General features: G+C 70.7%; 21 protein-coding genes. 15 read left to right on the top strand and 6 right to left on the bottom strand.

Features of this window, described 5'->3' with window-relative positions:
* Positions 1 to 16: 16 nt before the first annotated feature.
* Positions 17 to 2,104 (bottom strand): YhgE/Pip family protein, encoded by a 2,088-nt coding sequence (locus OG844_RS09630; protein WP_406389463.1) that lies wholly within the window; start codon positions 2,102 to 2,104, stop codon positions 17 to 19.
* Positions 2,076 to 2,855 (bottom strand): ATP-binding cassette domain-containing protein, encoded by a 780-nt coding sequence (locus OG844_RS09625; protein WP_406389462.1) that lies wholly within the window; start codon positions 2,853 to 2,855, stop codon positions 2,076 to 2,078. The genes OG844_RS09630 and OG844_RS09625 overlap by 29 nt, the downstream gene beginning before the upstream one ends.
* A 168-nt stretch (positions 2,856 to 3,023) precedes the next feature.
* On the opposite strand from OG844_RS09625, the gene OG844_RS09620 reads away from it, so the two are divergent.
* The 3 genes from OG844_RS09620 to OG844_RS09610 all read left to right on the top strand — a co-directional run bounded on the left by OG844_RS09620 (position 3,024) and on the right by OG844_RS09610 (position 5,133).
* On the top strand, positions 3,024 to 3,545 hold the full coding sequence (locus OG844_RS09620; RefSeq protein ID WP_406389460.1) for an SAV_6107 family HEPN domain-containing protein: 522 nt from the start codon (positions 3,024 to 3,026) through the stop codon (positions 3,543 to 3,545).
* Between the two features lie 129 nt (positions 3,546 to 3,674).
* Positions 3,675 to 4,433 (top strand): class I SAM-dependent methyltransferase, encoded by a 759-nt coding sequence (locus tag OG844_RS09615; RefSeq protein WP_406389459.1) that lies wholly within the window; start codon positions 3,675 to 3,677, stop codon positions 4,431 to 4,433.
* Between the two features lie 301 nt (positions 4,434 to 4,734).
* Complete coding sequence (locus OG844_RS09610; RefSeq protein WP_406389458.1) at positions 4,735 to 5,133, top strand: DUF3040 domain-containing protein; 399 nt, start codon at positions 4,735 to 4,737, stop codon at positions 5,131 to 5,133.
* Between the two features lie 343 nt (positions 5,134 to 5,476).
* Here the strand turns inward: OG844_RS09610 and OG844_RS09605 are convergent, their stop codons facing one another.
* From OG844_RS09605 to OG844_RS09590, 4 genes are all read right to left on the bottom strand, one after another.
* Positions 5,477 to 7,897 (bottom strand): DUF3488 and DUF4129 domain-containing transglutaminase family protein, encoded by a 2,421-nt coding sequence (locus tag OG844_RS09605; RefSeq protein ID WP_406389457.1) that lies wholly within the window; start codon positions 7,895 to 7,897, stop codon positions 5,477 to 5,479.
* A complete protein-coding gene (locus OG844_RS09600; protein ID WP_406389456.1) occupies positions 7,894 to 9,267 on the bottom strand; it encodes a DUF58 domain-containing protein in 1,374 nt (457 codons plus the stop codon). Before OG844_RS09600 ends, OG844_RS09605 begins: the two co-directional genes overlap by 4 nt.
* Positions 9,267 to 10,313 carry an AAA family ATPase gene (locus tag OG844_RS09595; RefSeq protein ID WP_406389455.1) on the bottom strand — a complete coding sequence of 349 codons (1,047 nt, stop codon included), beginning with the start codon at positions 10,311 to 10,313 and terminating at the stop codon, positions 9,267 to 9,269. Before OG844_RS09595 ends, OG844_RS09600 begins: the two co-directional genes overlap by 1 nt.
* A gap of 206 nt (positions 10,314 to 10,519) precedes the next feature.
* Positions 10,520 to 11,083 (bottom strand): beta-class carbonic anhydrase, encoded by a 564-nt coding sequence (locus OG844_RS09590; protein ID WP_406389454.1) that lies wholly within the window; start codon positions 11,081 to 11,083, stop codon positions 10,520 to 10,522.
* 408 nt (positions 11,084 to 11,491) lie between these two features.
* On the opposite strand from OG844_RS09590, the gene rsmH reads away from it, so the two are divergent.
* The 12 genes from rsmH (at position 11,492) to pgeF (ending at position 26,472) form a co-directional block, all read left to right on the top strand.
* The gene (gene rsmH / locus OG844_RS09585) at positions 11,492 to 12,457 is read left to right on the top strand and encodes a 16S rRNA (cytosine(1402)-N(4))-methyltransferase RsmH (RefSeq protein WP_406389453.1); all 966 of its coding nucleotides are present in this window, start codon (positions 11,492 to 11,494) and stop codon (positions 12,455 to 12,457) included.
* Between the two features lie 49 nt (positions 12,458 to 12,506).
* On the top strand, positions 12,507 to 13,052 hold the full coding sequence (locus OG844_RS09580) for a septum formation initiator family protein (RefSeq protein WP_406389452.1): 546 nt from the start codon (positions 12,507 to 12,509) through the stop codon (positions 13,050 to 13,052).
* Positions 13,053 to 13,056: 4 nt separating this feature from the next.
* Positions 13,057 to 15,060, top strand: a complete 2,004-nt coding sequence (locus tag OG844_RS09575) for a peptidoglycan D,D-transpeptidase FtsI family protein (protein ID WP_406389451.1) — start codon at positions 13,057 to 13,059, stop codon at positions 15,058 to 15,060.
* A 15-nt stretch (positions 15,061 to 15,075) separates the two neighbouring features.
* Positions 15,076 to 16,785, top strand: a complete 1,710-nt coding sequence (locus OG844_RS09570) for a UDP-N-acetylmuramoyl-L-alanyl-D-glutamate--2,6-diaminopimelate ligase (protein ID WP_406389450.1) — start codon at positions 15,076 to 15,078, stop codon at positions 16,783 to 16,785.
* Positions 16,786 to 16,789: 4 nt separating this feature from the next.
* Positions 16,790 to 18,211, top strand: a complete 1,422-nt coding sequence (murF, locus tag OG844_RS09565) for a UDP-N-acetylmuramoyl-tripeptide--D-alanyl-D-alanine ligase (protein ID WP_406389449.1) — start codon at positions 16,790 to 16,792, stop codon at positions 18,209 to 18,211.
* Positions 18,208 to 19,278 carry a phospho-N-acetylmuramoyl-pentapeptide-transferase gene (mraY, locus tag OG844_RS09560; protein ID WP_329212005.1) on the top strand — a complete coding sequence of 357 codons (1,071 nt, stop codon included), beginning with the start codon at positions 18,208 to 18,210 and terminating at the stop codon, positions 19,276 to 19,278. Before murF ends, mraY begins: the two co-directional genes overlap by 4 nt.
* Positions 19,260 to 20,693: a UDP-N-acetylmuramoyl-L-alanine--D-glutamate ligase gene (murD, locus tag OG844_RS09555; protein ID WP_406389448.1), complete on the top strand. Its 1,434-nt coding sequence runs from the start codon at positions 19,260 to 19,262 to the stop codon at positions 20,691 to 20,693. The genes mraY and murD overlap by 19 nt, the downstream gene beginning before the upstream one ends.
* A gap of 115 nt (positions 20,694 to 20,808) precedes the next feature.
* Positions 20,809 to 22,287: a putative lipid II flippase FtsW gene (gene ftsW, locus OG844_RS09550; protein ID WP_406389447.1), complete on the top strand. Its 1,479-nt coding sequence runs from the start codon at positions 20,809 to 20,811 to the stop codon at positions 22,285 to 22,287.
* 6 nt (positions 22,288 to 22,293) lie between these two features.
* Positions 22,294 to 23,388, top strand: coding sequence for an undecaprenyldiphospho-muramoylpentapeptide beta-N-acetylglucosaminyltransferase (murG, locus tag OG844_RS09545; protein ID WP_406389446.1), 1,095 nt, complete (start codon positions 22,294 to 22,296; stop codon positions 23,386 to 23,388).
* A 49-nt stretch (positions 23,389 to 23,437) separates the two neighbouring features.
* Positions 23,438 to 24,232 carry a cell division protein FtsQ/DivIB gene (locus tag OG844_RS09540; RefSeq protein WP_406389445.1) on the top strand — a complete coding sequence of 265 codons (795 nt, stop codon included), beginning with the start codon at positions 23,438 to 23,440 and terminating at the stop codon, positions 24,230 to 24,232.
* 276 nt (positions 24,233 to 24,508) lie between these two features.
* Positions 24,509 to 25,723 carry a cell division protein FtsZ gene (gene ftsZ, locus OG844_RS09535; RefSeq protein WP_406389444.1) on the top strand — a complete coding sequence of 405 codons (1,215 nt, stop codon included), beginning with the start codon at positions 24,509 to 24,511 and terminating at the stop codon, positions 25,721 to 25,723.
* Positions 25,720 to 26,472, top strand: a complete 753-nt coding sequence (gene pgeF, locus OG844_RS09530; RefSeq protein ID WP_406389443.1) for a peptidoglycan editing factor PgeF — start codon at positions 25,720 to 25,722, stop codon at positions 26,470 to 26,472. Before ftsZ ends, pgeF begins: the two co-directional genes overlap by 4 nt.
* Positions 26,473 to 26,474: the final 2 nt, after the last annotated feature.

Below are 26,474 nucleotides of genomic sequence, written 5' to 3'. Positions count from 1 at the left end.
ACAGGTCCCGGCGAGCTCACAGACTGAGCTCCGGATGCAGCCGGTCCAGGGTCCACACCTGCTTGCGGCGGGCGGAGAGCGCGGTCAGTGCCAGAGCGCCCGCGGTGAAGGCCAGCAGCACGGCGCAGGCCTGCCAGACCGGTCCGAGACCACCCCCGGTGATCAGCCTGCGCAGCCCCTCCACGACGTACGTCATCGGCAGGTAGGGGTGGATCGCGCCGAAGAAGCCGGGGCTGGTCTGGACGGGGTACGTGCCGCCTGCGGAGGTCAGCTGGAGCATCAGCACCGCCAGCACGAGGATCCTTCCCGCCGCGCCGAAGCGGGCGTTCAGCCACTGGACGATCGCGGCGAAGCAGCAGGTGACCAGGGCCAGGAAGCCGATCGTCCCGGCGGCGTGCGCCATCTGCAGGCCGAGCCGCCAGTGCAGCACGGACATCAGGGCGACGACCTGGAGCAGGCCGATGGCGGCGACCGGCAGCCAGCCGGCGAAGGCGATGCGCCAGGCCGGTGCACCGGCCGCGAGCGCGCGCCGGTTGAGCGGCTGGATCAGCATGTACGCCACCATCGCCCCCACCCAGAGGGAGAGCGGGATGAAGTACGGGGCGAAGCCGGTGCCGTAGTTGGGAGCCGCGTGCAGCGACGAGGAGGCAAGCTGCACGGGGTCGGCCATGACACCGGTACGGGCGTCGCGGTCCTTCTTGTCGTAGTCGGGGATCCTGCCGACACCGTCGTTCAGCCCCTGGGCCAGGGTCGCGGACCCGTCACTGAGCCGGAACAGCCCGCCGTCCAGACTCTTGGCCCCTTTCTTGAGCTTCGAGAGCCCGCTGTCCAGATCCGCGGACCCGGTCTTCGCGGTGCCGAGCCCCGTGTGGAGTGCGTCGGCGCCCTTGGCGACCTTGTGGGCACCGGTGTTGAGCGAGTTGATCTTCGAGACGGCGGACTCCAGGTCCGTGTCCAGGTTCGGCGAGCGCCTGGCGAGGGCGTCGGCCTGCTTCTGAAGGGTGGTCAGCTGGGCGCGCAGCTTCTTCAGGTCCCCGTTCTGGTTGGTGACCAGGGTGTTCAGGTCGTCGGAGACCTTCGCGACATCGGCAGCCGCGGTCTTGGCGCGCTTCAGCTGCGGGCACACACCGGGGTCGGGCAGCGGCTGCTCCGTGCAGCGGATGCGGTGGACGTCGGCCAGATCGTCGGAGGCCGCGTGTGCGGCGGCCGACGCGGTGGGCGCGGCCTCGACCAGCAGGTCGAGGTTGTCCCGCACGGTCTTCGAGGAGTCGGCGACCAGCCGCGCCGTGTCCCCGATCGTCCTGCCGTTGTCCTTCAGGAACGGACGGACATCGCCGGCCACCTTGTTGACCTTGTCGGCGAGGAGCTGGGTACCGGAGGCGACCTGCCGGGATCCGGTCTCGAGGTCGCCGGCGCCCTTGTTGAGCCTGACGATCCCGGCGGACAGCGTGCCGCTGCCCGACTTGGCGTCCTTGAGCCCGACCGCGAGGTCCTTCGAGCCCTTCTTCGCCCTGGCGACGCCGCCCTTGAGGTCGTCGGCGCCCGCGGCGGCCTTCGCCGTCGCGTCGTGGAGGCCGGAGAAGTTGATGAAGATCCGGTCGAGGAAACCGCGCGAGGCCTTCGTCGACGCGGCGCTGCGGACCTCGGCGAACACGGTCCGGGAGATCTGCCCGACGATGTAGTTGTTGGCGTCGTTCGTACGGACCTGCAGGGCGCCCGTCTCGGGGGAGTCGCCGGAACTCGATGCGATCCGCCTGCTGAAGTCGGCCGGCATGGTCAGAGAGAGGTAGTACGTTCCGTCCTCGACGCCCCTGCGGGCCTCGGCGGAGTCGACCTCGTGCCAGTCGAAGACCTTGGAGTCGAGGAGCCTGCCGGCTATCTCGTCACCTGCCGCGACGCGCTTGCCCTCCGCGCTAGCGCCCTTGTCGTCGTTGACGAGCGCGACGGGGATCCTGTCGAGCCGCCCGTACGGATCCCAGAAGGACCACAGGTACAGGGCGCCGTACAGCAGGGGGAGCAGCAGGAGGGCCACCAGTGCGGCCCGCGGCATCCGGCCCCTTCCGAAACGCCTCAGCTCAAGCGCGGCCAGTTTCGGCGATCGCATCGGCCGTCCCCTCTCCGGTCGTGTCGTCCTCGGTCGGTGCGTTCTCGCTGGTGTCGGGGGTTCCGGTCCGTACGGTGAACGCGTTCTCAGGTGCCTCGCTGCACACGGCGAGCACCGTCGTCCCGGCGTCCGCGAGGGCGCCCAGCAGGGCCCAGGCCTCGGCACGGTCCGCGTCCGAGAGCTTGAGGTCGGTGTCGTCCACCGCGAGGAGCCGGGGCCGGGCCATCAGCGCAAGGGCGACGGACAGCCGCAGGGCTTCGAGCCGCTCCAGGTCCCGTACGGAGGTCCGTTCGGCCTTGGGCAGGGCCGAGGTGTCCAGGCGGACGGCCTCCAGCGCGGCGTCGACGGTCGCCCGGGCCGTCGCGGTCCGCCGGGCCCGGGGCTCCAGCAGGGTGCGCAGCGATCCGTCGAAGCGGCGCTGCAGCAGGGCCCGTTCGCGCAGATGCTCGGCGACGGTGAAGGCGGGGTCGAGTTCGCTGACCCCGGGCACCGGGCCCAGCGCGCTGATCCTTCGGACGGCGGCGAGCCGGCCGGGCACGCGCAGACCGCCGACCTCCGCGTGCCCCTGAGTGGAGCGCATCCGGCCGGTGAGCGCGAGCAGCAGGCACGTGCGGCCCGACCCGGACGGGCCCTCGATCGCGACGAGCGTCCCGGGATCCGCGGTGAAGTCCACACCCCGGAAGGCCCAGCCGCGCGGCCCTTCGAGCCCGAAGTCCTCGGCGCTCACTTCCGCCCCGTGCGGGCTGTCCACAACCCCACCCCCCATTTTGCACTGACCAGTCAGTGCAAAAAGCTAGCCCGAACTCGCGCTCGAAGCAAAGTGCCAGGTCAGTGGCGGTACGGAAGGGATTGTCAGTGGTGGCCGTCACGATGGATACATACGGCCACGAAGCCGTCACACGACGACAGGAGGTTCGTCATGGCCAGCTCGTCCGCAGCCGCCGCTCCACGGCGCCGCGCAGGCAGCCCTGCCCCCTCACTGACCGGTCCGGCAACCGACGTCCACCCCGTTAGGCGTCGCACCACTGCGCCGCCCGCCGCTCTCGATCTGCTCGTCCAGGCCCGTTCCGGCCTGGACGAGGCCGCCGTACTCGACGTGCCCAACGAGCGGTACGCCACCGCTCACCTCGCCGCGCTGCGTACGGCAGCCGCCGTGCTCGCCGCCCGTGGCCGTCCCGAAACCAGCAGGCGCCGCCGGGAGAGGATCCGCAGCGCCTGGGAAGTCCTGCCGGAAATAGCGCCCGAACTCACCGAATGGAGCGCCCTGTTCGCCTCCGGGGCCCGGCGCAGGGCCCGGGCGGAGGCCGGGATACCGGGCGCGGCCACCAGCCGTGACGCCGACGATCTGCTGCGGGACGCCGCCATGTTCCTGCGTCTGGTCGAGCGGCTACTGGCGCTCCAGCCGGTCCTTCCGCAACCCCGCAAGGACCGGCCCCGGTAACAGTCGGGAGGTGGTCCGACGCGGGGTGACCGGGACGGCGGTGCAAGGCAATAGGGTGGAGAGCCCGTACCACCTGCACCGTTCACGCTCCGCCGTCCGTGGCGGCATCGTGCCGAGGAGTCAACTGCCGTGTCGGACCAGCTGCGCCCCCGTGCCTCCCTCCGTACCGCCGTGGTCTGGGAGGTCCTGAAGGACACTCTGGAGCGCCGCGTCAAGGCGACCGGCAGGGACGCCCTGGACGTGCTGGACACGGGCGGCGGCACCGGCAACTTCGCGGTGCCCGTCGCCCGTCTCGGTCACCGGGTCACCGTCGTCGACCCCAGCCCCAACGCGCTGTTCGCGCTGGAGCGCCGCGCCGCCGAGGCCGGGGTGGCCGACCGGGTCCGCGGCGTCCAGGGCGACATCCTCGGCCTGTTCGACGTCGTGGAGCGCACCGGCTACGACGCGGTCCTGTGCCACGGCGTCCTGGAGTACGTGGACGACCCCGCCGAAGGCGTACGGATCGCGGTCGACGCGCTCCGTCCCTCCGGCGCGCTCAGCCTGCTGGGTGCCGGGCTCGGCGGTGCCGTCCTGGCCCGCGCGCTCGCCGGGCACTTCACCGAGGCCAAGCAGGCGCTGACGGACCCTTCGGGACGATGGGGGGAGGGCGACCCCGTGCCCCGCAGGTTCACCGCCGACCAGCTCGCCGAGCTGGTGTCGGCCGCGGGGGTAGAGGTCGGCGCGGTCCACGGCGTGCGGGTCTTCGCGGACCTCGTGCCGGGGGTTCTCGTGGACACCGAGCCCGGCGCGCTCGATGCGCTCCTGAGGCTGGAGGCAGCCGTCGCGGAACTGCCGGCGTTCCATTCGGTGGCGACCCAGCTGCACGTTCTGGGCGAGAAGCGCGTCTGAGCCATGACGCGGACACGGCCGAAACGTGGCCGTGGAGCGACCGGAGCACGGCTGATCAGCAACGCAGCTGCAGACGGAGTACGGCCCAGAACACCCGATCGGGGCGCAGGCCCCGTATGATCGGGTGACACCATCCGGCATGACGGATCGGCGGTCGGGGAATCTACGCCTCAGCAGCCGGCCGACATGGCGGTCCGGACTGGCTATGGCTAGAGGGCGGGTTTCACGGGGGCGAATCCCTGCCTATTCTGGAAGGGCCGCATACCGGTCGCCCCCCGCGGCCGACGACGAGGAGGACTCCGTGCCGCTCTCGGAGCACGAGCAGCGAATGCTCGAGCAGATGGAGCGAGCGCTGTACGCCGAAGATCCCAAGTTCGCGACAGCGCTTGAGGGAAGCGGGCTGCGCAGGTACACCCGGCGACGGGTCTACCAGGCGGTGGCCGGTTTTCTGGTGGGTATCGCGCTCCTCATGGCCGGAATGGTCTTTAAGCAGACCTGGATCAGCGTGGTGGGATTCCTGGTCATGCTGGGCTGCGCCGTGCTGGTTGTCACCGGGTGGCGCAAGGCGCCCAAGCCCGGCGAGCAGCCGCAGACGGGGAGCGGGGGCGGAGGCGAACGCCGACATCCCAAGCAGCGCCGGTCGATGATGAACCGGATCGAGCAACGGTGGCAGCGCCGCCGCGACGAACAGGGCCAGTGAACCCCCGGTTCGGCAGGCATCGGTCCGCCCGGCCCTGATCCGTACCGTGAACACCGAAACTTGCTGCAGGACTCATGAGTGAGGGGCGGCCGCATCTCTGCGGCCGCCCCTCACTCGTCATGTGCGCCGCCACCCGTCGCCCGGGCTGCCGGTCCTGGCCCCCACCGGTCCAGGGCCCTCGGCTCCCGCCGGTCCTCGACTCGGGCTGTCGGCCCCGGCGCCCACCCGGTCGCCGCCTGGCCCTGGCCCCCGGCTCCCGCCGGTCCTCGCTCGGGCTGCCTGCCCCCGGGCAGCCGGTTGCCGCCTGACCCCGGGCCGCCGGTCCTTGTCCGGGTCCCGGCGGTCAGCCCTGCTGGCGGGAGGGGCGGCGCAGGCGGGTGGCCCAGCGCTCCCGGCCAGGACGGTCCATCCACCGCAGGCGGAACGCCGCGCGGCGTTCCGAAATCGTCCAGATCACCCGAACGGCCGAACGTGGCGCGACCGTCGCGCGCAGCCGTCCCAGGCGGCCGGCCGAGCCTCGCAGCCCCGCCTGGACGGCCAGGACGTCCTCGGCCGAACCGGCCGGTGCCAGGGGCTCGGGCGCGTACAGCACCTGCTCCACCGCGCCCGCCACCCGGTGGGCCGCGGACGCCGCCGTGCCGGTGAGCTTCCCCAGCCGTACGAGGCGTGCCGCGGCCTTGCGCGGCGTCTGCGACTCGTCGGGTTCGATGCCGTGGTCCCAGGCCGTGTCCGTGAGTTCCCGCCACGCGGCCATGACCCTGGCCGTGGCATCCGCGGGCGTACGGCCACCGGAGGAGCCCAGCCGCCGTGCACGGGCCCGAAGACGCCAGAGCATCGGCAGGAACGGGATGACGAGCACCAGAAGGGCACCCAGCACCACCAGAACCACGGTTCCCGTGGGCGTCCCCGGATCGGCCGAGTCCAGCGCACCGGGAGCCGCCGACGCACCGCACTCACCCTGGCGGCGCATCTGTGCCGGGCACGATTCCGAGGCGGACGGAGCGGCCGTGGGCGCTGAGGAGGCACCCGCGGAGGGCAGCGCCTGATCGTTCGTGTCGTCCGGGGAAACGTCCTGCCTGGTGTACGAGGGGGTGGTGCCCCGGGACGGGGTCGGCTCGAAGCGGGTCCAGCCCACCCCTTCGAAATACAGCTCCGGCCAGGCGTGCGCATCACGCAGCCCGACCGACACGGAACCGTCCGCCTGGACCGTGCCGGGTGTGAAGCCCACAGCGACCCGCGCCGGAATGCCCAGCGTCCTGGCCATCGCGGCCATCGTGAACGAGAAGTGGACGCAGAAGCCTTCCCTGTCCTTGAGGAACCGCTCGATCGCCGCCGTGCCGGTCCCCGACGTCACCGTCGTGTCGTAACGGAAACCGCCCCCCGACGCGAACCAGTCCTGGAGCTTGACGGCCTGCTCGTATCCGTTGGCCGCCCCCTTCGTCACCCGTTCGGCGGTCTTCAGGACCACGTCGGGCAGCGAGCCGGGCACCCGGGTGTACTCACGCGCCAGCTCCGAACGCGGAGCCAGCGCCCCGGCGAGCTGGTCGGCCGTCGGCTGCACGAGCAGACTGCTCACCTCGTACCGGACGCCTCGCGTCGTCTGGCCGTCGTCCCCGACAAGGGTGCGTCCCTCCGGTTCGAACCGCCAGCGACCGCTGATGTCCACCTCGCTCGCCGGATAAGGGAGCGGCAGATACGTCTGCCGGTACGAGCCCGAAGCGGAGATGTTCGTCAGGATCTCCGTGAAGGCGACGTCGGAGCCCAGCCCGGCCGGCTGCGGCAACCGGTCGGGCACATCCTTCAGACGGCGGGTCGAAGGCCGCCACTCGCTCCCGTTGAACTGATCCAGGGCCTGGATGCGCAGATAGAAGTCTTCGGGGTTCGCCGAGTCGGTGCGGTACGACATCACCTGCCGGTTCTCCGGCTGGTTCAGGTTGTTCTGCAGCGAGACCAGCGGGTTGACCGCGGAGATCGTGCCCCCGCCGGTGCCCTTGCCCGTACCGCCGCCCGTGCCGCCCAGCAGCCCGCCGTCCAGGGCGGGCAGCGCCGCAGGGACCACCAGGGCGATGCCCAGCGCCACCGCACCGATGCGACGCCCCGTGCGGACCGGCGCCAGAGGGCCCGAAGGCCCTTCCAGCCCGGCCGCCAGACCGCCCGACGAGCGGGACGTACCGCTGAAGACCCGCCCCCACTGGGACAGCCGGTCACGGCCCTCGGCCAGCAGCAGGAGCAGATAGCCGCACGCGGCGAGCAGGAACCAGAGCCAGCCCGCTCCTCCGTCGCTGAGCCCCGCCGCGACCGAGTAGAGCGCCAGCAGAGGCAGCCCGGCAGGCGCCGCGGTACGGAAGGTCACCGCGAGAGCATCCACGGCGAGCCCGATCAGCAGCACGCCGCCGATCAGCATCAACCGGATGCCGTCGGACGCCGGAGCGGGTATGGCGTACCGGCCGACGTCGTCGGCGCCCGCCGTCAGCAGGTCCGCCAGCCGCTGCACGGCCTCGGGTCCGGGGAACAGACCGAACAGCGCCTCCTCCGAGGCGAAGGCCATCGTCAGCAGCAGCAGCGTGACCAGCAACTGCGCGGAGACCGTCAGAATCCGTGCGAGCGGCACCCGGCGGGTGAGCGCACCCACACCGCTCTGGATCCCCAGCAGGAAAGCGGCCTGGACGAGCCACTTCGCCGTCTCGACCAGCGGCAGCAGAGCCCCCGCCGCCATCAGCGTCGCCACAAAGGCGCACAGCGTCAGCCGCGTACGACCGCTCATGACCATCCCCCAGAGAACCCTGTCGTTCCGCCGGCCGCTGCCGGGTGAGGGCCGGAGTCCTGCCGGCCCGCCTGCTGCCACAGCCGGGAGAACTCCGCCCCGGCCGGCACCGCCACCGCGGTCCAGCCCGCCTCGCGCAGCAACCTCAAGCGGTCGTCGGCCGGCGCGGGAGGCACCTTGTCCCCGTCGCGCACCCATTCCGAACTGTCCAGCACGAACGCCACAGCGGCGCCGCTGCGTTGCCGCATACGGGCAGCCAACGCCGTCTGCTCCTCGTCCAGATCACCGAAGAACGCCAGCAGCAGACCCTCGTTGCCCCCGCGCAGCACGTCGTAGGCGCGGGACAGACCGCCCCCGTCGGAGTGGTCGACGACCGCGAGGGTGTCCATCATCAGCCCCGCCGAGTCCGCGGACCCCTGGGTCGCCCCGGCGAATCCGTCGGAGCCCTCGCCCGGCACGGAACCGCCGTCGTCCGTCAGCAGACGCACGGCGAAGCCGCGCTCCAGCATGTGCACAAGAGAGGAGGCAGCCGCCGACACCGCCCACTCGAAGGCGGAGTCCGGACCTGCCCCCCGGAACGCGATCCGCCGGGTGTCCAGCAGAACCGTGCACCTGGCCCGCTGCGGCTGCTCCTCGCGGCGCACCATCAGCTCGCCGTAGCGCGCGGTGGAGCGCCAGTGCACCCGCCGCAGATCGTCCCCGTGCCGGTAGCCGCGGGGAATGATGTCGTCCTCACCGGCCAGCGCCAGTGAACGCTGCCGCCCCTCGCCGTACCCGGAGGCCTCGCCCGCCAGCCTCAGCGTCGGCAGTGCCTCGGTGCGCGGTATGACGACGAGGGTGTCGTACGCGCTGAAGGAACGGGTCAGCTCGCACATCCCGAACGGGTCGCTGAGCCGCAACTGCAGCGGACCGAGCGGGTAACGTCCGCGCAGATCGGACCTGACCCGGTAGGACACCTCACGCTTGCCGCCCGCCTCCACCCGGTCGAGTACGAACCGGGGCCGGGGACCCAGCACGTACGGCACCTGGTCCTGGAGCATCAGCAGGCCCGTGGGCAGCCGGGACAGATTGTCCATCCGCAGGTGGACCCGGGCCTCCGAGCCCGTGGGCACCCGGGACGGCGCCAGCCGCCGGCTTCCCGCGACCCGGTAGTGGGTGCGGCAGAGCACGGTCACGCAGACCAGGGGCAGCACCGCCAGCAGCAGTCCGACCCGCAGCAGGTCACCCTGGCCCAGCACATAGGCGCAGACCGCGGCGGCGACACCGGCGGCCAGGAAGGACCGCCCCCGTGTCGTCAGACCGTTCAGAGCCGCACGCAGGCTGCCCTTGTCGTCGCCGTCGTCCACGGGACCGGGAACCCCGGCCGCCATCACAGCCGCCGTACGCCGGGCTGGCCGTAGACCGGGCGGCCGGGCTGGTGCTGCGGCGCCGCCGGGGCAGCCGTGACGGCACCGGACGTCGGCACGGGGATGCGCTGAAGGATCTCCAGCACGACCTGCTCCGCCGTGCGCCGGTTGAGCTGTGCCTGGGCCGTGGGCAGCAGCCGGTGCGCGAGCACGGCCACCGCGAGGGCCTGGACGTCGTCCGGCAGGGCGTATTCCCGCCCGCTGAGGGCCGCCGAGGCCTTCGCCGCACGCAGGAGGTGGAGGGTGGCGCGGGGCGAGGCCCCGAGTCTGAGATCCGGGTGCTGACGGGTGGCCCCGACGAGGTCCACCGCGTACCGGCGCACGGAATCGGCCACGTGGACCGTGCGCACCGCGTCGATCAGCTTCACGATGTCGTGGGCGTGCGCCACCGGCTGCAGGTCGTCCAGCGGTGAGACCCCGCCGTGTACGTCCAGCATCTGGAGCTCGGCCTCCGGGCTGGGGTAACCGATCGACACCCGGGCCATGAACCGGTCGCGCTGCGCCTCGGGCAGCGGATAGGTGCCTTCCATCTCCACCGGGTTCTGGGTGGCCACCACCATGAACGGGTTGGGCAGTTCGTAGGTCTGGCCGTCGATCGTGACCTGACGTTCCTCCATCGACTCCAGCAGCGCGGACTGGGTCTTGGGCGACGCTCGGTTGATCTCGTCGCCGATCACGATCTGGGCGAAGATCGCGCCCGGCTTGAACTCGAAGTCCCGTCGCTGCTGATCGAAGATCGACACCCCGGTGATGTCCGAAGGCAGCAGGTCGGGCGTGAACTGGATACGCCGCACCGAGCAGTCGATGGACCGCGCCAGCGCCTTGGCCAGCATCGTCTTGCCGACCCCGGGCACATCTTCGATGAGGAGGTGTCCCTCCGCGAGCAATACGGTCAGCGAAAGCCGTACGACCTCAGGCTTGCCCTCGATCACACCTTCCACCGACCTGCGCACCTGCTCCACTGTGGTGGTCAGATCTGTGAGGCTCGCTCGATCGTCATAGGTCGTCACCCGGCCCTCCTCGGCCCCTTGTGCACGGGCCGACACGCAAAGCTGCCCGGCCCGCCCCGAAATACGGACACTCTCCGGAAGACCCGGAGAGGTGTCACACCCGCATTCTTGTTGCCGTTACCGCTTCGTGTCACTCGCCTGTGGATAAGTGGGCGCGATATGTCGGGTGTGGCCCGTATGTCGATGGGTGAGCCGGGGCCGGAGAGTCAGGAGGCGGGAAGGATCTCGCGGAGCAGGCCGGTCGTCACGTCGAAGACGAACCCCCGGATGTCGTCCGTGTGCAGGAGGAACGGCGAGGTGCGCACGCGCTGCATCGACTGCCGTACGTCCTGGTCCGCGTCCTTGTAGGCCTCGACCGCCCAGACCGGCCGCTGCCCGACCTCGTGCTCCAGCTCCTGCCGGAAGTCCTCGGTGAGCGATTCGAGGCCGCAGTTCGTGTGGTGGATGAGTATGACGCTGCGGGTGCCGAGCGCCCGCTGGCTGATGGTCAGCGACCGGATGACGTCGTCCGTGACCACACCGCCCGCGTTGCGGATGGTGTGGCAGTCGCCGAGCTCCAGGCCGAGCGCCTTGTGGAGGTCGAGGCGGGCGTCCATGCAGGCGACGACGGCGACGTGGAGCACCGGTCGCGCGTCCATGCCGGGGTCGCTGAACTCGTCCGCATAACGGGCGTTCGCTTCGACCAGCCGGTCGGTGACCGTACCGCCCGAACGGGCCGTCCCTGTCGTGGAAGCAATGGGCTCGGCGGAAGACTGCGCGGAAGTCGACATGGATACGACGTTAGCTGTCACGGTCGCCATCGGCGTGCTGTGGAAGGGGACAAAGAACGTCAACGAGACTTGTTGTGAGGTAATCCACAGACCTCACAGTCCTGCACCCGCACGGGTGAGTCCCGGGTCCGCAGAGGGTGGTGCGACGCGCTGTCCGGTTCGTTGATCGTGAATCGATCGAATGGCAGGGTGGACTAAAGTGACGCGAAGTTACCGACACGCCTGCACATTCTGCATATTTCAGCACGTTTCGAATTCCCCGTGATGTGCGGCGTACATGCGGCCCGGCCCTCTCCCGCTCGCCGGTCGGCCGACGCCCCTTCCCCGGCGCCGGCGGGCCTCCCCTTCCGAGCGGGCGGGGACCAGACCGCACGTGCGGCCACACGGGACTGAGCCTGAGAGGGCGCATTGAGCCAGACCCGACATGTCCCGGTGATGCTCCAGCGGTGCCTGGACCTGTTGGCCCCGGCTCTGGAGGTGGCAGGACCGCAGCCACCGGTGGTCGTGGACTGCACCCTCGGGCTCGGCGGGCACAGCGAGGCCCTGCTCGCCGCCTTCCCGGCGGTCCGGCTGATCGCGCTGGATCGCGACAAGGAGGCGCTGCGGCTCTCCGGCGAGCGCCTCGCCCCGTTCGGCGACCGGGCCACGCTGGTCCACGCCGTCTACGACGAACTGCCCGAGGTGCTCGACCGGCTCGGCGTCCCCAAGGTCCAGGGCGTGCTCTTCGACCTCGGCGTCTCCTCCATGCAACTGGACGAGGCGGACCGAGGGTTCGCGTACGCCCAGGACGCCCCGCTCGACATGCGCATGGACCAGACGACGGGCATCGGCGCGGCAGAGGTGCTCAACACCTACGCGCCGGGCGAGCTCGTACGGATCCTCCGCGCGTACGGCGAGGAGAAGCAGGCCAAGCGGATCGTCTCCGCCGTCGTACGCGAGCGCGAGAAGGAACCGTTCACCAACAGCGCCCGCCTCGTGGAGCTCATCCGGGACTCGCTGCCCCAGGCCGCCAAGCGCACCGGAGGCAATCCGGCCAAGCGCACCTTCCAGGCACTGCGCATCGAGGTCAACGGGGAGCTCACCGTCCTGGAGCGAGCCGTTCCGGCCGCTGTGGGGAGCCTCGCGGTGGACGGCCGCATCGCCGTCCTCTCGTACCACTCGCTGGAGGACCGGCTGGTCAAGCAGGTCTTCGCGGCCGGCGCGGCCAACACGGCGCCGCCCGGTCTGCCCGTCGTACCCGAGCGCTACCAGCCCCGGCTGAAGCTGCTGACCCGCGGAGCGGAGCTGCCCACCGAGGAGGAGGTCGCCGAGAACCGGCGGGCCGCCCCCGCCCGGTTGCGCGGCGCCCAGCGGATCCGCGCGGAGGAGCGATGAGCGCGCACCACAGGGCCGAGGAGACACCGGGGAAGGCGGGGGAACTGCGGTGACCAAGGCGGCCGAGCAGTTGAAGGGGCGGGCGGGAAGGCTCGCCCGGCTGATGCCGTCGGGCCCGAGCAAGGCGGCCCGTACCCCCTTCGTCCTGCTGGTCGTGCTGCTCCTCACCGGTGGCCTGATCTCGCTGCTCCTGCTGAACTCGGCGCTCAACGAAGGATCGTTCAGGCTGAGCAAGCTGAAGCGGGAGACCACCGATCTCACCGACGAGCAGCAGGCCTTGCAGCGCGACGTCGACAGCTACTCGGAGCCGGACGCGCTCGAACGGCGCGCCCGGGAACTCGGGATGGTGCCCGGCGGCAGCCCCGTGTTCCTGAACCCGGACGGCACCATCCGCGGCGTTCCCGAGCGCGTCACCGCTGAGCTGTCCCCCGCCGCAGCCCCGAAACCGGACACGAGCCCGGCGGGCAGCGCGGGCCGGCCCCCGGTGACCGCCTCGCCGCCAGGGTCCGTACCCCCGTCTCCCTCCGGTTCCGCAGCCGCCCCGCCGCCGTCCGCGACTCCCACGACTTTGCCCCCGACGAGCTCCGGCAGGTGACGCAGTGCCGTCCAAGGAACCGCCGCGCCGCCGTGTGCCCGGCCCCGCGCGTCCCCGTAAGGCGGCAGGCGGAAGCGGCCGCCCCCGGCCCTCCGCCCGTCCCGGGGCCGGGCGCCCGCGTCCGTCGTCGCGGCGCCCGCGGGGAACGGCGTCTCGCGGAGGCTCCCCGCAGTCCATCCGCCTGGGCAGCCCGCGCCCACGGCTGCGCCTGATCAGCCTCTGCCTGACGCTCGTCATGCTGGCGTTCGTCGTCCGGCTGCTCCAGGTGCAGGCGGTCGACGCCGGCACGTACTCGGCCAAGGCGGAGAAGAACCGCTATCTCGAGTACACGATCGCCGCCGAGCGCGGTGAGATCACCGACCGCAGCGGCATCGCCCTGGCGACCAGCGTCGACGCGCACGACATCACGGCCGACCCCAAGTTGTTCACCCCCGAGGACAGCAAGGCCCCCGACGCGCCGCACCAGGCGGCGGCCCTGCTCGCCCCGATCCTCGGCAAGGACGCCGCGGAACTGACGAAGAAGCTCTCGGCCCCCGACAGCCGCTACACCGTGCTGGCCCGCAGGCAGACCCCGCAGGTCTGGAAGCAGATCAAGGACCTCAAGTCCGTGTTCGCCGAGAAGGCGGCGAAGGACAAGGCCGACGGCGGCACGGGAGCGAACGTCCTAGCCGGAGTCCTCCAGGAGCCCACCACCAGGCGGGTCTACCCGAACGGCGATCTCGCCGCCGGGATACTGGGATTCGTCAACGCCGAGGGCAAGGGCGGCGGCGGACTGGAAGCCCAGCTGAACGGCCGGCTCGAGGGCGAGAACGGCAAGATCCGGTACGCCCAGGCCGGCGGCCGCCCCGTACCGACCGCGGGTACCAAGGAGATCCCGGCCGTCGCGGGCACCGACATCGAGCTGACGATCGACCGCGACATCCAGTGGGCCGCCCAGCGGGCCATCGCCGACCAGGTGAAGAAGTCCAGGGCGGACCGCGGCTATGTGATCGTCCAGAACACGAGGACCGGCGAGGTGCTGGCCATGGCCAACGCCCCCGGCTACGACCCGAACGACCTCTCGCAGGTCAACTCGGCGGCTCTCGGGAACGCGGCGCTCCAGGACGTGTACGAGCCCGGGTCCACGAGCAAGGTCATGTCCATGGCCGCGGTACTGGAGGAGGGCGCCGCGACCCCCGGTACCCACGTCACCGTCCCCAACCGGCTGCACCGGGGGGACCGGCTGTTCAGGGACGACATCGACCACCCCACCTGGTACCTCACGCTCAACGGCGTACTCGCCAAGTCGAGCAACATCGGCACGATCCTGGCCACCGGACAGCTCGGCAGGACGCAGACCGAGGCCAACAAGGTCCTCCACTCGTACCTGCGCAAATTCGGCATCGGCAGCACCACGGGGCTGGACTACCCGGGCGAGTCGCCGGGCATCCTCGCCAAGCCGCACGACTGGTCCACCTCGCAGCAGTACACGATCCCGTTCGGCCAGGGCCTCTCGCTCAACGCCATGCAGGCGGCGTCGGTGTACCAGACCATCGCCAACGGAGGGGTCAGGATCGAGCCGACCCTCGTCCGCGGGACCAAGGGCGCGGACGGCCGCTACACCGCTGGAGCCGCGCCCGAACGGACCCGGGTGGTCAGCGAGAAGACGGCGAAGACCCTGGCGAACATGCTCGAGTCCGTGGTCGACGACCGCGAGGGAACCGGGACGAAGGCGCACATCCCGGGCTACCGAGTCGCGGGCAAGACCGGTACGGCCAACCGTGTGGATCCCGTGCGCGGCATCTACAAGGGCTACACGGCGTCCTTCGCGGGCTTCGCCCCCGCCGACGACCCGCAGATCACCGTCTACTGCGCCATCCAGAACCCCACCAGGGGCAGCTACTTCGGCGGCCAGATCTGCGGTCCGATCTACAAGAAAGTCATGGAGTTCGCGCTGAAGACGCTCCAGACCGCACCGTCCGGCAGCGATCCCGCCAGGCTGCCGGTGTCCTTCAAGCCCGGCGAGTGACTCGGAATGTCCTCAGTGACGACGATCACCCCGGATCACCGGAACCGGAACGAGAAGTACCGCAAACCTGGGCCCTCGCTTCGCGAGAGGCCGGGTCCGCCCGGTACGCTCACCGCCGTGCCCCACGCCGATCAGTTCCAAACCACTCAGAAGGACGCGCCTGTGAACTATCCGGGAGCGCCCCGACCGGACCGGCTCCGGCCGACTTCCCTCGGAGAGCTGGCAGCCCGGCTCGGCGCCGGACCGCAGGAATCCGGTGAGGTCACCGGTATCACCCACGACTCCCGGGCCGTGCGGCCCGGGGACGTGTACGCGGCCCTGCCCGGCGCCCGCTTCCACGGCGCCGACTTCGCCGCCCAGGCCGCAGGCCTCGGCGCGGCCGCGATCCTCACCGACCCGGCAGGTGCCGAGCGCGCCGCCGCCACCGGAATCCCCGTCCTGGTCACCGAGGACCCGCGCGGCCGGATGGGCGACATCGCCGCCGAGATCTACGGCCGGCCCGGCGTCGGTCTCCTGCAGATCGGCATCACCGGAACATCCGGCAAGACCACCACGGCCTATCTGGTCGAGGGGGGTCTGCGCGGCGCCGGACGCAGTACGGGCCTCATCGGCACGGTCGAGATGCGGATCGGCGACGAGCGCATCAAGTCGGAACGCACCACCCCGGAAGCCACCGATCTCCAGGCGCTGTTCGCCGTCATGCGCGAACGCGGTGTCGACGCGGTCGCCATGGAGGTCTCCAGCCACGCCCTGGTGCTCGGGCGGGTCGACGGCTGCGTCTTCGACGTGGCCGTGTTCAACAACCTCAGCCCGGAGCACATGGAGTTCCACTCCGGGATGGAGGACTACTTCCAGGCCAAGGCGAGGCTGTTCACTCCGCAGCGCAGCAGGCTCGGCGTGGTCAACTTCGACGACGAGTACGGCCGCAGGCTGGTCACGGAGGCGACCGTCCCCGTCGTCACCTTCTCCGCCGAGGGCCACCCGGACGCGGACTGGCGTGCCGAGGACGTCGAAGTCGGCCCGCAGAGCAGCACCTTCACGGTGATCGGCCCCAAGGGGGAGCAGATCACCGCGAAAGCCCCGCTGCCCGGCCCGTTCAACGTCGCCAACTCCCTCGCCGCGATCGTCACCCTGGCCGTCGCGGGCGTCGACCCGCAGATCGCCGCCGACGGTGTCGCGGCGGTCCCCGGTGTCCCGGGGCGGCTGGAACGCGTCGACGCCGGACAGCCGTACCTCGCGGTCGTCGACTACGCGCACAAGACCGACGCCGTCGAATCCGTCCTGCGCTCCCTGCAGAAGGTCACCGAGGGCAGGGTGCACATCGTGCTCGGCTGCGGCGGCGACCGTGACACGACGAAACGCGGTCCGATGGGCGCGGCGGCGGCCCGGCTCGCCGACACCGCCGTGCTGACCTCGGACAACCCGCGCTCCGAGGACCCCCTCGCCATCCTCGCCGCGATGCTCTCGGGCGCCGCGGAGGTACCCGTCCACGAACGGGGCGACGTCCTCGTCGACGCGGACCGCGCCGCCGCCATCGCCGCGGCGGTGGCCCGCGCCGAACCCGGCGACACCGTACTGGTGGCCGGAAAGGGACACGAGCAGGGACAGGACATCCACGGAGTGGTACGCCCCTTCGACGACCGCCAGGTCCTGCGCGAGGCCATCGAGCGCTCCATGGGACGCGCGGGCGCCGCACACACCCACGAGAACAACAGTCAGGGATGACCAAGTGATCGCCCTTTCACTCGCCGAGATCGCCGAAATCGTCGGCGGGCAGCCGCACGACATACCGGACCGGGCCCTCACCGTCACCGGCCCCGTCGTCATCGACTCCCGAGAGGTGGAGGAGGGCTCCCTGTTCGCCGCGTTCGCCGGCGAGCGGGTCGACGGGCACGACTACGCGCAGCGCGCCGTCGAGGCGGGCGCGGTAGCGGTGCTCGCCGCCCGCCCCGTCGGTGTCCCGGCGATCGTCGTCGACGACGTCGTGTCGGCGCTCGGCACGCTCGCCCGTGCGGTCGTCGAGCGCCTCGGGACGACCGTCGTGGCGCTCACCGGCTCGGCCGGAAAAACGTCCACCAAGGACCTGATCGCCCAGCTCCTCGAGCACAAGGCACCCACCGTCTGGACCCTCGGCTCGTTCAACAACGAGATCGGACTGCCGCTCACCGCGCTGCGCTCCACCGCCGAGACCCGACACCTCGTCCTGGAGATGGGCGCCCGCGGAATCGGCCACATCCGCTACCTCGCCGGCCTCACCCCGCCGAGGATCGGCCTGGTCCTCAACGTGGGAACCGCCCACCTCGGCGAGTTCGGCAGCCGGGAGGCGATCGCCCAGGCCAAGGGCGAGCTCGTGGAGGTCCTCCCCGAGGACGGAGTCGCCGTGCTCAACGCCGACGATCCGCTCGTGCGGGCCATGTCCGCCCGTACAAAAGCGCGGGTGATCCTCTTCGGAGAAGCCCCGGATGCGGACGTACGGGGAGAGAACGTCCGGCTCACGGACGACGGCCGTCCCGCTTTCGCGCTCCACACACCCACCGGGTGCAGCGACGTGACCTTGCGCCTGTACGGTGAGCACCACGTGTCGAACGCGCTCGCCGCGGCCGCCGTCGCCCATGAGTTGGGCATGTCCGTGACTGAGATCGCCGAGGCGCTCTCCGGGGCGGGCACCCTCTCCCGCTGGCGCATGGAGGTCACCGAGCGTCCGGACGGTGTGACGGTCGTCAATGACGCCTACAACGCGAACCCCGAATCCATGAGAGCCGCACTGCGTGCGCTGGCTGCCATGGGCAGAGCCTCACGGGCAGGAGGGGGACGTACGTGGGCGGTGCTCGGTCAGATGGCCGAGCTCGGCGACGCGTCGCTCGCCGAGCACGACGCTGTCGGACGGCTTGCCGTCCGGCTCAACGTCAGCAAGCTCGTCGCTGTCGGAGGAAGAGAAGCCTCCTGGCTGCAACTGGGCGCATATAACGAGGGTTCGTGGGGTGAGGAGTCGGTGCACGTGTCCGACGCACAGGCGGCCGTCGACCTGTTGCGCAGTGAACTGCGCCCGGGAGACGTCGTGCTGGTGAAGGCGTCCCGGTCGGTCGGCCTGGAGAAGGTCGCCCTGGCACTGCTGGAGAACGCGACCGAGGGCGAGGTCGCCGTCCGATGAGGCAGATCCTCTTCGCAGGGGCCATAGGGCTCTTCCTGACCCTGGTCGGCACTCCGCTGCTGATCAAGCTCCTGGCCCGCAAGGGCTACGGGCAGTTCATCCGGGACGACGGCCCGCGGTCCCACGGCAGCAAACAGGGCACGCCCACCATGGGTGGTATCGCCTTCATCCTGGCGACGATCATCGCGTACGTCCTGGCGAAGGTGATCACCGGCGAGGAGATGCGCTTCTCCGGCGTCCTCGTCCTTTTCCTGATGGCGGGGATGGGCCTCGTCGGCTTCCTCGACGACTACATCAAGATCGTCAAGCAGCGATCGCTGGGTCTGCGGGCCAAGGCGAAGATGGCCGGCCAGCTGATCGTCGGCATCTCCTTCGCGGTGCTCTCCCTGCAGTTCGCGGACATCCGCGGCAACACCCCGGCATCCACCAAGCTCTCGTTCGTCGAGGACTTCGGCTGGTCCATCGGGCCGGTGCTGTTCTGCGTCTGGGCGCTGTTCATGATTCTCGCCATGTCCAACGGCGTGAACCTGACGGACGGCCTGGACGGCCTGGCCACCGGCGCCTCGGTGATGGTCTTCGGCGCGTACACCTTCATCGGACTGTGGCAGTTCCAGGAGTCCTGCGCCAACGCGAACACCCTGACCAACCCCGAAGCGTGCTTCGAGGTACGCGACCCACTCGACCTCGCGGTCGTCGCCTCGGCACTCATGGGCGCCTGCTTCGGCTTCCTGTGGTGGAACACCTCGCCCGCGAAGATCTTCATGGGCGACACCGGTTCGCTCGCCCTCGGCGGAGCGCTCGCGGGCCTCGCGATCTGCTCCCGCACCGAGTTCCTGCTCGCCATCCTCGGCGGCCTCTTCGTGATGATCACGATGTCCGTGGTCATCCAGGTCGGCTCGTTCAAGATGACCGGCAAGCGGGTCTTCCGGATGGCACCGCTCCAGCACCACTTCGAACTCAAGGGGTGGTCCGAAGTCCTTGTCGTGGTCCGCTTCTGGATCATCCAGGGCATGTGCGTGATCGTCGGACTCGGCCTCTTCTACGCAGGATGGGCAGCCAAGAAGTGAGCAACGCGGACTGGCAGGGCAAGCACGTCACCGTCGCGGGACTGGGCGTCAGCGGTATCCCCGCCGCCCGCGCCCTGCACGAGCGCGGGGCGCTGGTCACCGTCGTCAACGACGGCGACGACGAGCGCTCCCGCGCCCAGGCGGCGGAACTGGAGGCGCTCGGCATCACCGTGCGCCTCGGCGACGGGGCCACCCTGCCCGAGTCCACCGAGCTCATCGTCACGGCCCCCGGCTGGAAGCCCGACAAGCCGCTCTTCCTGGCAGCCGCCGAGGCGGACGTCCCCGTCTGGGGTGACGTCGAACTCGCCTGGCGGCTGCGGGGGCCCGATGCCGCACCCTGGCTCGCGGTCACCGGAACCAACGGCAAGACCACGACCGTGCGGATGCTCGCCTCGATCCTGGAGGCGGCCGGGCTGCGCACCGCCGCGGTCGGCAACATCGGCGTCTCCCTCCTGGACGCGGTCCTCGGCGAGGAGACGTACGACGTGCTCGCCGTCGAACTCTCCAGCTACCAGCTCCACTGGTCGCCCTCCCTGCGCGCCCACTCCGCGGCCGTGCTCAACCTGGCCCCGGACCACCTCGACTGGCACGGCTCCATGTCCGGTTACGCCGCCGACAAGGGCCGGATCTACGAGGGCAACAGCGTCGCCTGCGTCTACAACGCACAGGACGGCGCCACCGAGGACCTGGTGCGCGAGGCCGACGTGGAGGAGGGCTGCCGGGCGATCGGCTTCACCCTCGGTACGCCGGGTCCCTCGCAGCTCGGCGTGGTGGACGGCATCCTCGTCGACCGGGCCTTCGTGGCCAACCGCCAGAAGCAGGCGCAGGAGCTCGCCGAGGTCTCCGACGTCAACCCGCCGGCCCCGCACAACATCGCCAACGCCCTGGCCGCCGCGGCCCTCGCCCGCGCCTTCGGCGTGGAGCCGGCCGCCGTACGCGACGGCCTGCGGGCCTTCCGCCCCGACGCCCACCGCATCGAGCACATCGCGGACGTCGACGAGGTCACCTACATCGACGACTCCAAGGCGACCAACACCCACGCCGCGGAAGCCTCCCTCGCCGCCTACGACCCGATCGTCTGGATCGCCGGCGGCCTTGCCAAGGGCGCCACCTTCGACGAGCTCGTGACCGGGGCGGCCAAGCGCCTGAGGGGCGTCGTACTGATGGGTGCCGACCGGGCGCTGATCCGCGAAGCCCTGGCGCGACACGCCCCCGAGGTACCGGTCGTCGACCTCGACCGGACCGACACTGGGGCGATGTCCGAAGCGGTCCGGGAAGCGGCACGTCTCGCCCGGCCGGGCGACACCGTACTGCTGGCACCGGCCTGCGCCTCGATGGACATGTTCGTCAACTACAACAAGCGGGGCGAGGCGTTCGCGGACGCGGTCCGCCAACTCGTCGCCGAGAGCGCCTGACAGGCCCGGCCTCCGCGTCGTACCGTCCCGGAGTCCCGGGGCGCGAGCGGCACCGCCGCGGGCCCCGGCGCCCCGGTAACAGCCCCGGGCACGAGCAGTGGAGGGGACAGCGACAATGCCGGCCCACGAGAGCCCAGCCCCGCGCGGAGCGGACCGCTCACGGGTGACCGCCGCGATCAGCCGGGCGTTCAGCCCGCCCCTGCTCGCCCGGCCGGCCGTCGGTGGCCCCGGGCTGCCCTCCGGACTCGCGCAGCCCCCCGGACTCGCGCTGCGCAGCCGGCCGGCCGTCGGCTCCCGGCGGCCCGCCGTGCCCCGCAGCGGTGGCGCCGGATCGGGCACGGGGTCCCGGCCGCCCCGCTTCGCCGCCGTGCGGCGGATGTACGAGCAGGCGCGGAGGGCCTGGGACCGCCCCCTGACCGCGTACTACCTGATCCTCGGCTCCAGCCTGCTGATCACGGTTCTCGGGCTCGTCATGGTCTACTCCGCCTCCATGATCAAGGCGCTCGAGCTCGCCAAACCCGGTACGTACTTCTTCCGGAAGCAGTTCCTCGCCGCCGTCATCGGGGCCGGGCTGTTGCTGATGGCCTCCAGGATGCCCGTCAAACTGCACAGGGCACTGGCCTACCCGCTCCTCATGGGATCCGTCTTCCTGATGGTGCTCGTGCAGGTTCCGGGGATAGGGATGTCGGTCAACGGCAACCAGAACTGGCTCTACCTGGGCGGTCCCTTCCAGCTCCAGCCCAGCGAGTTCGGCAAACTCGCCCTCGTTCTGTGGGGCGCCGACCTGATCGCCCGCAAACAGGACAAACGGCTCCTGACGCAGTGGAAGCACATGCTGGTGCCGCTCGTCCCCGTCGCCTTCATGCTGCTCGGGCTGATCATGCTCGGCGGCGACATGGGAACTGCGATCATTCTCACCGCGATCCTGTTCGGCCTGCTCTGGCTGGCAGGTGCTCCGACCCGGCTCTTCGCCGGGGTGCTCGCCTTCGCCGGGCTCATCGGCTTCGTCCTGATCAAGACCAGCCCCAACCGGATGTCACGGCTCGGCTGCATCGGTGCCTCCGAGCCGGGTCCCGGCGACTCCTGCTGGCAGGCGGTGCACGGAATCTATGCCCTGGCCTCCGGCGGATGGTTCGGTTCCGGGCTGGGTGCGAGTGTGGAAAAATGGGGTCAACTCCCCGAACCGCACACGGACTTCATCTTCGCCATCACCGGGGAGGAACTGGGTCTGGCGGGGACGCTGTCGGTGCTCGCCCTGTTCGCGGCCCTAGGCTATGCGGGTATCCGCGTGGCCGGACGCACGGAGGACCCCTTCGTGAGGTACGCAGCGGGAGGCGTGACCACCTGGATCACGGCGCAGGCCGTGATCAACATCGGTGCGGTGCTCGGCCTGTTGCCGATCGCCGGTGTCCCGCTGCCGCTGTTCTCCTACGGAGGTTCGGCCCTGCTGCCGACCATGTTCGCCGTCGGGCTGCTGATCGCGTTCGCGCGAGAGGAACCCGCCGCGAAAGCGGCCCTGGCCATGCGGAGGCCCGGGGTGAGATGGAAGACGATGAGACGGCGCGTCACGAAGCGTCCGTCCGGAGAGCGGTGAATTTCGGTGCATGTCGTACTCGCCGGTGGGGGGACCGCCGGCCACATCGAGCCCGCGCTTGCCCTCGCAGACGCCCTGCGCAGGCAGGACCCGACCGTGGGAATCACTGCCCTCGGCACGGAACGCGGACTCGAGACCAGGCTCGTACCCGAGCGGGGGTACGAGCTGGCACTGATCCCTGCCGTGCCGCTGCCGCGCAAGCCCACACCTGAGCTGATCACCGTCCCGGGGCGGCTGCGCGGCACCATCAAGGCGGCCGAGCAGATCCTGGAACGCACCAAGGCGGACTGCGTGGTCGGCTTCGGCGGCTACGTCGCCCTGCCCGGCTACCTCGCCGCCAAGCGGGCAGGGGTGCCGATCGTCGTCCACGAGGCCAACGCCCGGCCGGGCCTGGCCAACAAGATCGGTTCGCGCTACGCGCACGGGGTCGCCGTCTCCACCCCCGACAGCAAGCTGCGTGGTGCCCGCTACATCGGCATCCCGCTGCGGCGCACCATCGCCACCCTCGACCGTGCCCGGGCCCGCCCTGAGGCGCGTGCGGCCTTCGGGCTCGACCCCAACCTGCCGACGCTGCTGGTCTCCGGCGGCTCGCAGGGCGCGCGCCACCTCAACGAGGTGGTCCAGCGGGTCGCGCCGCTGCTCCAGCGGTCCGGAATCCAGATCCTGCATGTGGTCGGCCCGAAGAACGAATTGCCGCGCATCGACAACATGCCCGGGATGCCGCCCTACATCCCGGTACCGTACGTGGACCGGATGGACCTCGCGTACGCCGCGGCCGACATGATGCTCTGCCGCGCCGGCGCGATGACCGTCGCCGAACTCTCCGCCGTCGGGCTGCCCGCCGCCTACGTCCCGCTGCCGATCGGCAACGGCGAACAGCGGCTCAACGCCCAGCCCGTGGTCAACGCGGGCGGCGGTCTCCTGGTGGACGACGCGCTGCTCACCCCGGAGTGGGTGCAGGGCAACGTCCTTCCGGTGCTGTCGGATCCGCACCGGTTGTACGAGATGTCCCGTTCCGCCGCGGAGTTCGGGCGCAGAGACGCCGACGACCTGCTCGTCGGCATGGTGTACGAGGCGATTGCCGCACGCCGCAAGGCGTGAGGCGGTGCGGACCCGGGGCGCGTGCCCCGGGTCCGGTGAAGGAGCGAGCGTGGCCGGACCGACGACCGCCCAGCGCGGCGCAGCCAAGCGTGCCGACACTCCGGCCCGCCCGCCGCACATCCGCCCCGAGGGGCGGCGGCTGACCGGCCGTACGCGACTGGTCCTGGCCGCAGTTGTCGCGGCGCTGATCGCGGCAGGCGGAATCTGGGTGCTCTACGGCTCTTCCTGGCTGCGCCTGGAACAGGTGACGACCACCGGTACGGACGTCCTGACGCGGGCCGAGGTGGAGGCAGCCGCGGCGGCTCCGGTCGGCGCTCCGCTGATTTCCGTGGACACCGAAGCCATGGCGGACAGGTTGCGCCAGAAGTTGCCTCGTATCGACTCGGTGGATGTCGTACGGTCATGGCCACACGGCATCGGACTTAAAGTGACCGAACGGAAGCCGGTTCTGTTGGTGAAAAAGGGCGCAAAGTTCATTGAAGTGGACGCGAAAGGCGTGCGCTTCGCAACGGTGGACGAAGCGCCGCGACACGTGCCCCTGCTGGAACTGGAATCCGACCGGTCGCCGAGCCTGCGCCGCTTCGGCAGTGACCGTCTGTTGCGGGAGGCGGTCCGGGTCGCGGGCGGCCTTCCGACGCGTCTGGCCGGGGAGACGAAGGCCGTACGGATCTCGTCGTACGACTCCGTCGTCCTGGAACTGACCCGGGGGCGCACGGTGATGTGGGGCAGCGCCGAAGAAGGGCCCGTGAAGGCGCGAGTCCTCACCGCACTCATGAATGCGGCGCCCAAAGCGGGGCACTTCGACGTGAGTGCACCCACCGCCCCGGCCGTATCGAAGAGTTGACGCACATTTGGCCTGGCCAGCACCCTGGTTGGTCATCGCTACGGGTGATCACATAGGGTGAAAAGAAAAACGGGAGGTTCGGCGTGTTCGTTGAACGTGCGCCACTTGTCGACTTAGTGTCCTGTTCGGAAGAGTCCAAGAAGCAGACACACTGGTAACCCTAAACTTCAACGTTAGGGTTCGGGTCGGCGTCCGGACCGTCCCAATCGGCATCCGTCGTCGCGGCGGGACTACCGCCAAGCGACGACACGTAACTCGAGGCGAGAGGCCTTCGACGTGGCAGCACCGCAGAACTACCTCGCAGTCATCAAGGTCATCGGTGTCGGCGGCGGTGGTGTCAATGCCATCAACCGAATGATCGAGGTCGGCCTCAAGGGCGTCGAGTTCATCGCGATCAACACCGATGCGCAAGCACTGTTGATGAGCGACGCCGACGTCAAGCTCGACGTCGGCCGTGAACTCACCCGTGGCCTCGGCGCCGGGGCGAACCCGGCCGTCGGTCGAAAGGCGGCAGAGGACCACCGTGAGGAGATCGAGGAGGTCCTCAAGGGGGCCGACATGGTCTTCGTCACCGCCGGAGAAGGTGGCGGCACCGGCACCGGCGGCGCACCCGTCGTGGCCAACATCGCCCGCTCGCTGGGCGCCCTGACGATCGGTGTGGTCACCCGCCCGTTCACGTTCGAGGGCCGGCGGCGCGCGAACCAGGCGGAGGACGGCATCGCCGAGCTCCGCGAAGAGGTCGACACCCTCATCGTCATTCCCAACGACCGACTGCTGTCCATCTCGGACCGCCAGGTCAGCGTGCTCGACGCGTTCAAGTCGGCCGACCAGGTACTGCTCTCGGGCGTCCAGGGCATCACCGACCTCATCACCACCCCGGGTCTGATCAACCTCGACTTCGCCGACGTCAAGTCGGTCATGTCCGAGGCCGGGTCGGCGCTCATGGGTATCGGATCGGCCCGCGGCGACGACCGCGCGGTGGCCGCCGCGGAGATGGCGATCTCCTCGCCGCTCCTCGAGGCGTCCATCGACGGCGCGCGCGGTGTCCTGCTCTCCATCTCCGGCGGCAGCGACCTCGGTCTCTTCGAGATCAACGAGGCCGCGCAGCTGGTGAGCGAGGCGGCCCACCCGGAGGCCAACATCATCTTCGGTGCGGTCATCGACGACGCGCTGGGCGACGAGGTGCGGGTCACCGTGATCGCCGCGGGCTTCGACGGCGGACAGCCGCCGACCCGTCGCGAGACGGTTCTCGGAGCGGGTGCCGGAAAGCGTGAGGAGTCGGCGCCGCCGGCCAGGGCCGCCGAACCGGTGCGCCAGACGGGCGGACTGGGCTCGGTTCCCTCGCGCGAGGAGACCCAGGCACCGGTCGAGCCGGTACCGGTGGCGAACGAGAGCTCGCTGCCGCCGGTCTCCCCGCCGCACGTCCCGACGGCCCGTCCGTACCAGGACACCCAGGCCGAAGAGCTGGATGTACCGGACTTCCTGAAGTGATAGGTCCGCACCACGCGGTGAAGACCGCAGTGTCCTCGACGGGCGGCGCCCATTTCGCCTTCACCGACAGGTGGGGCGGAGTGAGCGCCGCTCCGTACGAGGAGCTCAACCTCGGCGGTGCGGTCGGCGACGACCCCGCCGCCGTCCGCGCGAACCGCGGACGCGCCGCCCGTTCCCTCGGTCTGGACCCGGCGCAGGTCGTCTGGATGAACCAGGTGCACGGTCGCGAGGTGGCCGTCGTCGACGGGCCCTGGGGCGACACCACCGGGATTCCCGCGGTGGACGCGCTGGTGACGGCCCGGCGCGGTCTCCCGCTCGCGGTGCTCACCGCCGACTGCACGCCCGTACTGCTCGCCGATCCGGCCGCCGGTGTCATCGCCGCGGTCCATGCGGGCAGGCCCGGTCTGGTCGCGGGTGTCGTGCCCGCCGCCGTCGAGGCGATGACCGCTCTCGGTGCCGAACCGTCCCGGATCGTCGCCCGCACCGGCCCGGCCGTCTGCGGGCGGTGCTACGAGGTCCCGGCGCAGATGCGCGCCGAGGTCGCGCAGGCCGTTCCCGCCTCCTGGTCGGAGACCGGCTGGGGGACGCCGGCGGTGGACGTCACCGCGGGAGTCCACGCCCAGCTCGACGCCCTCGGCGTGAGCGACCGCCACGGTTCGCCGCACTGCACCCTGGAATCCGGCGACCACTTCTCGTACCGCCGCGACCGCACCACCGGGCGGCTCGCCGGATATGTCTGGTTGGACTGATA

The sequence above is a fragment of the Streptomyces sp. NBC_00887 genome (assembly GCF_045207585.1).
The sequence above is the reverse complement of the archived record's forward strand: the minus strand, read 5'-3'. Positions and strand labels throughout refer to the sequence as shown.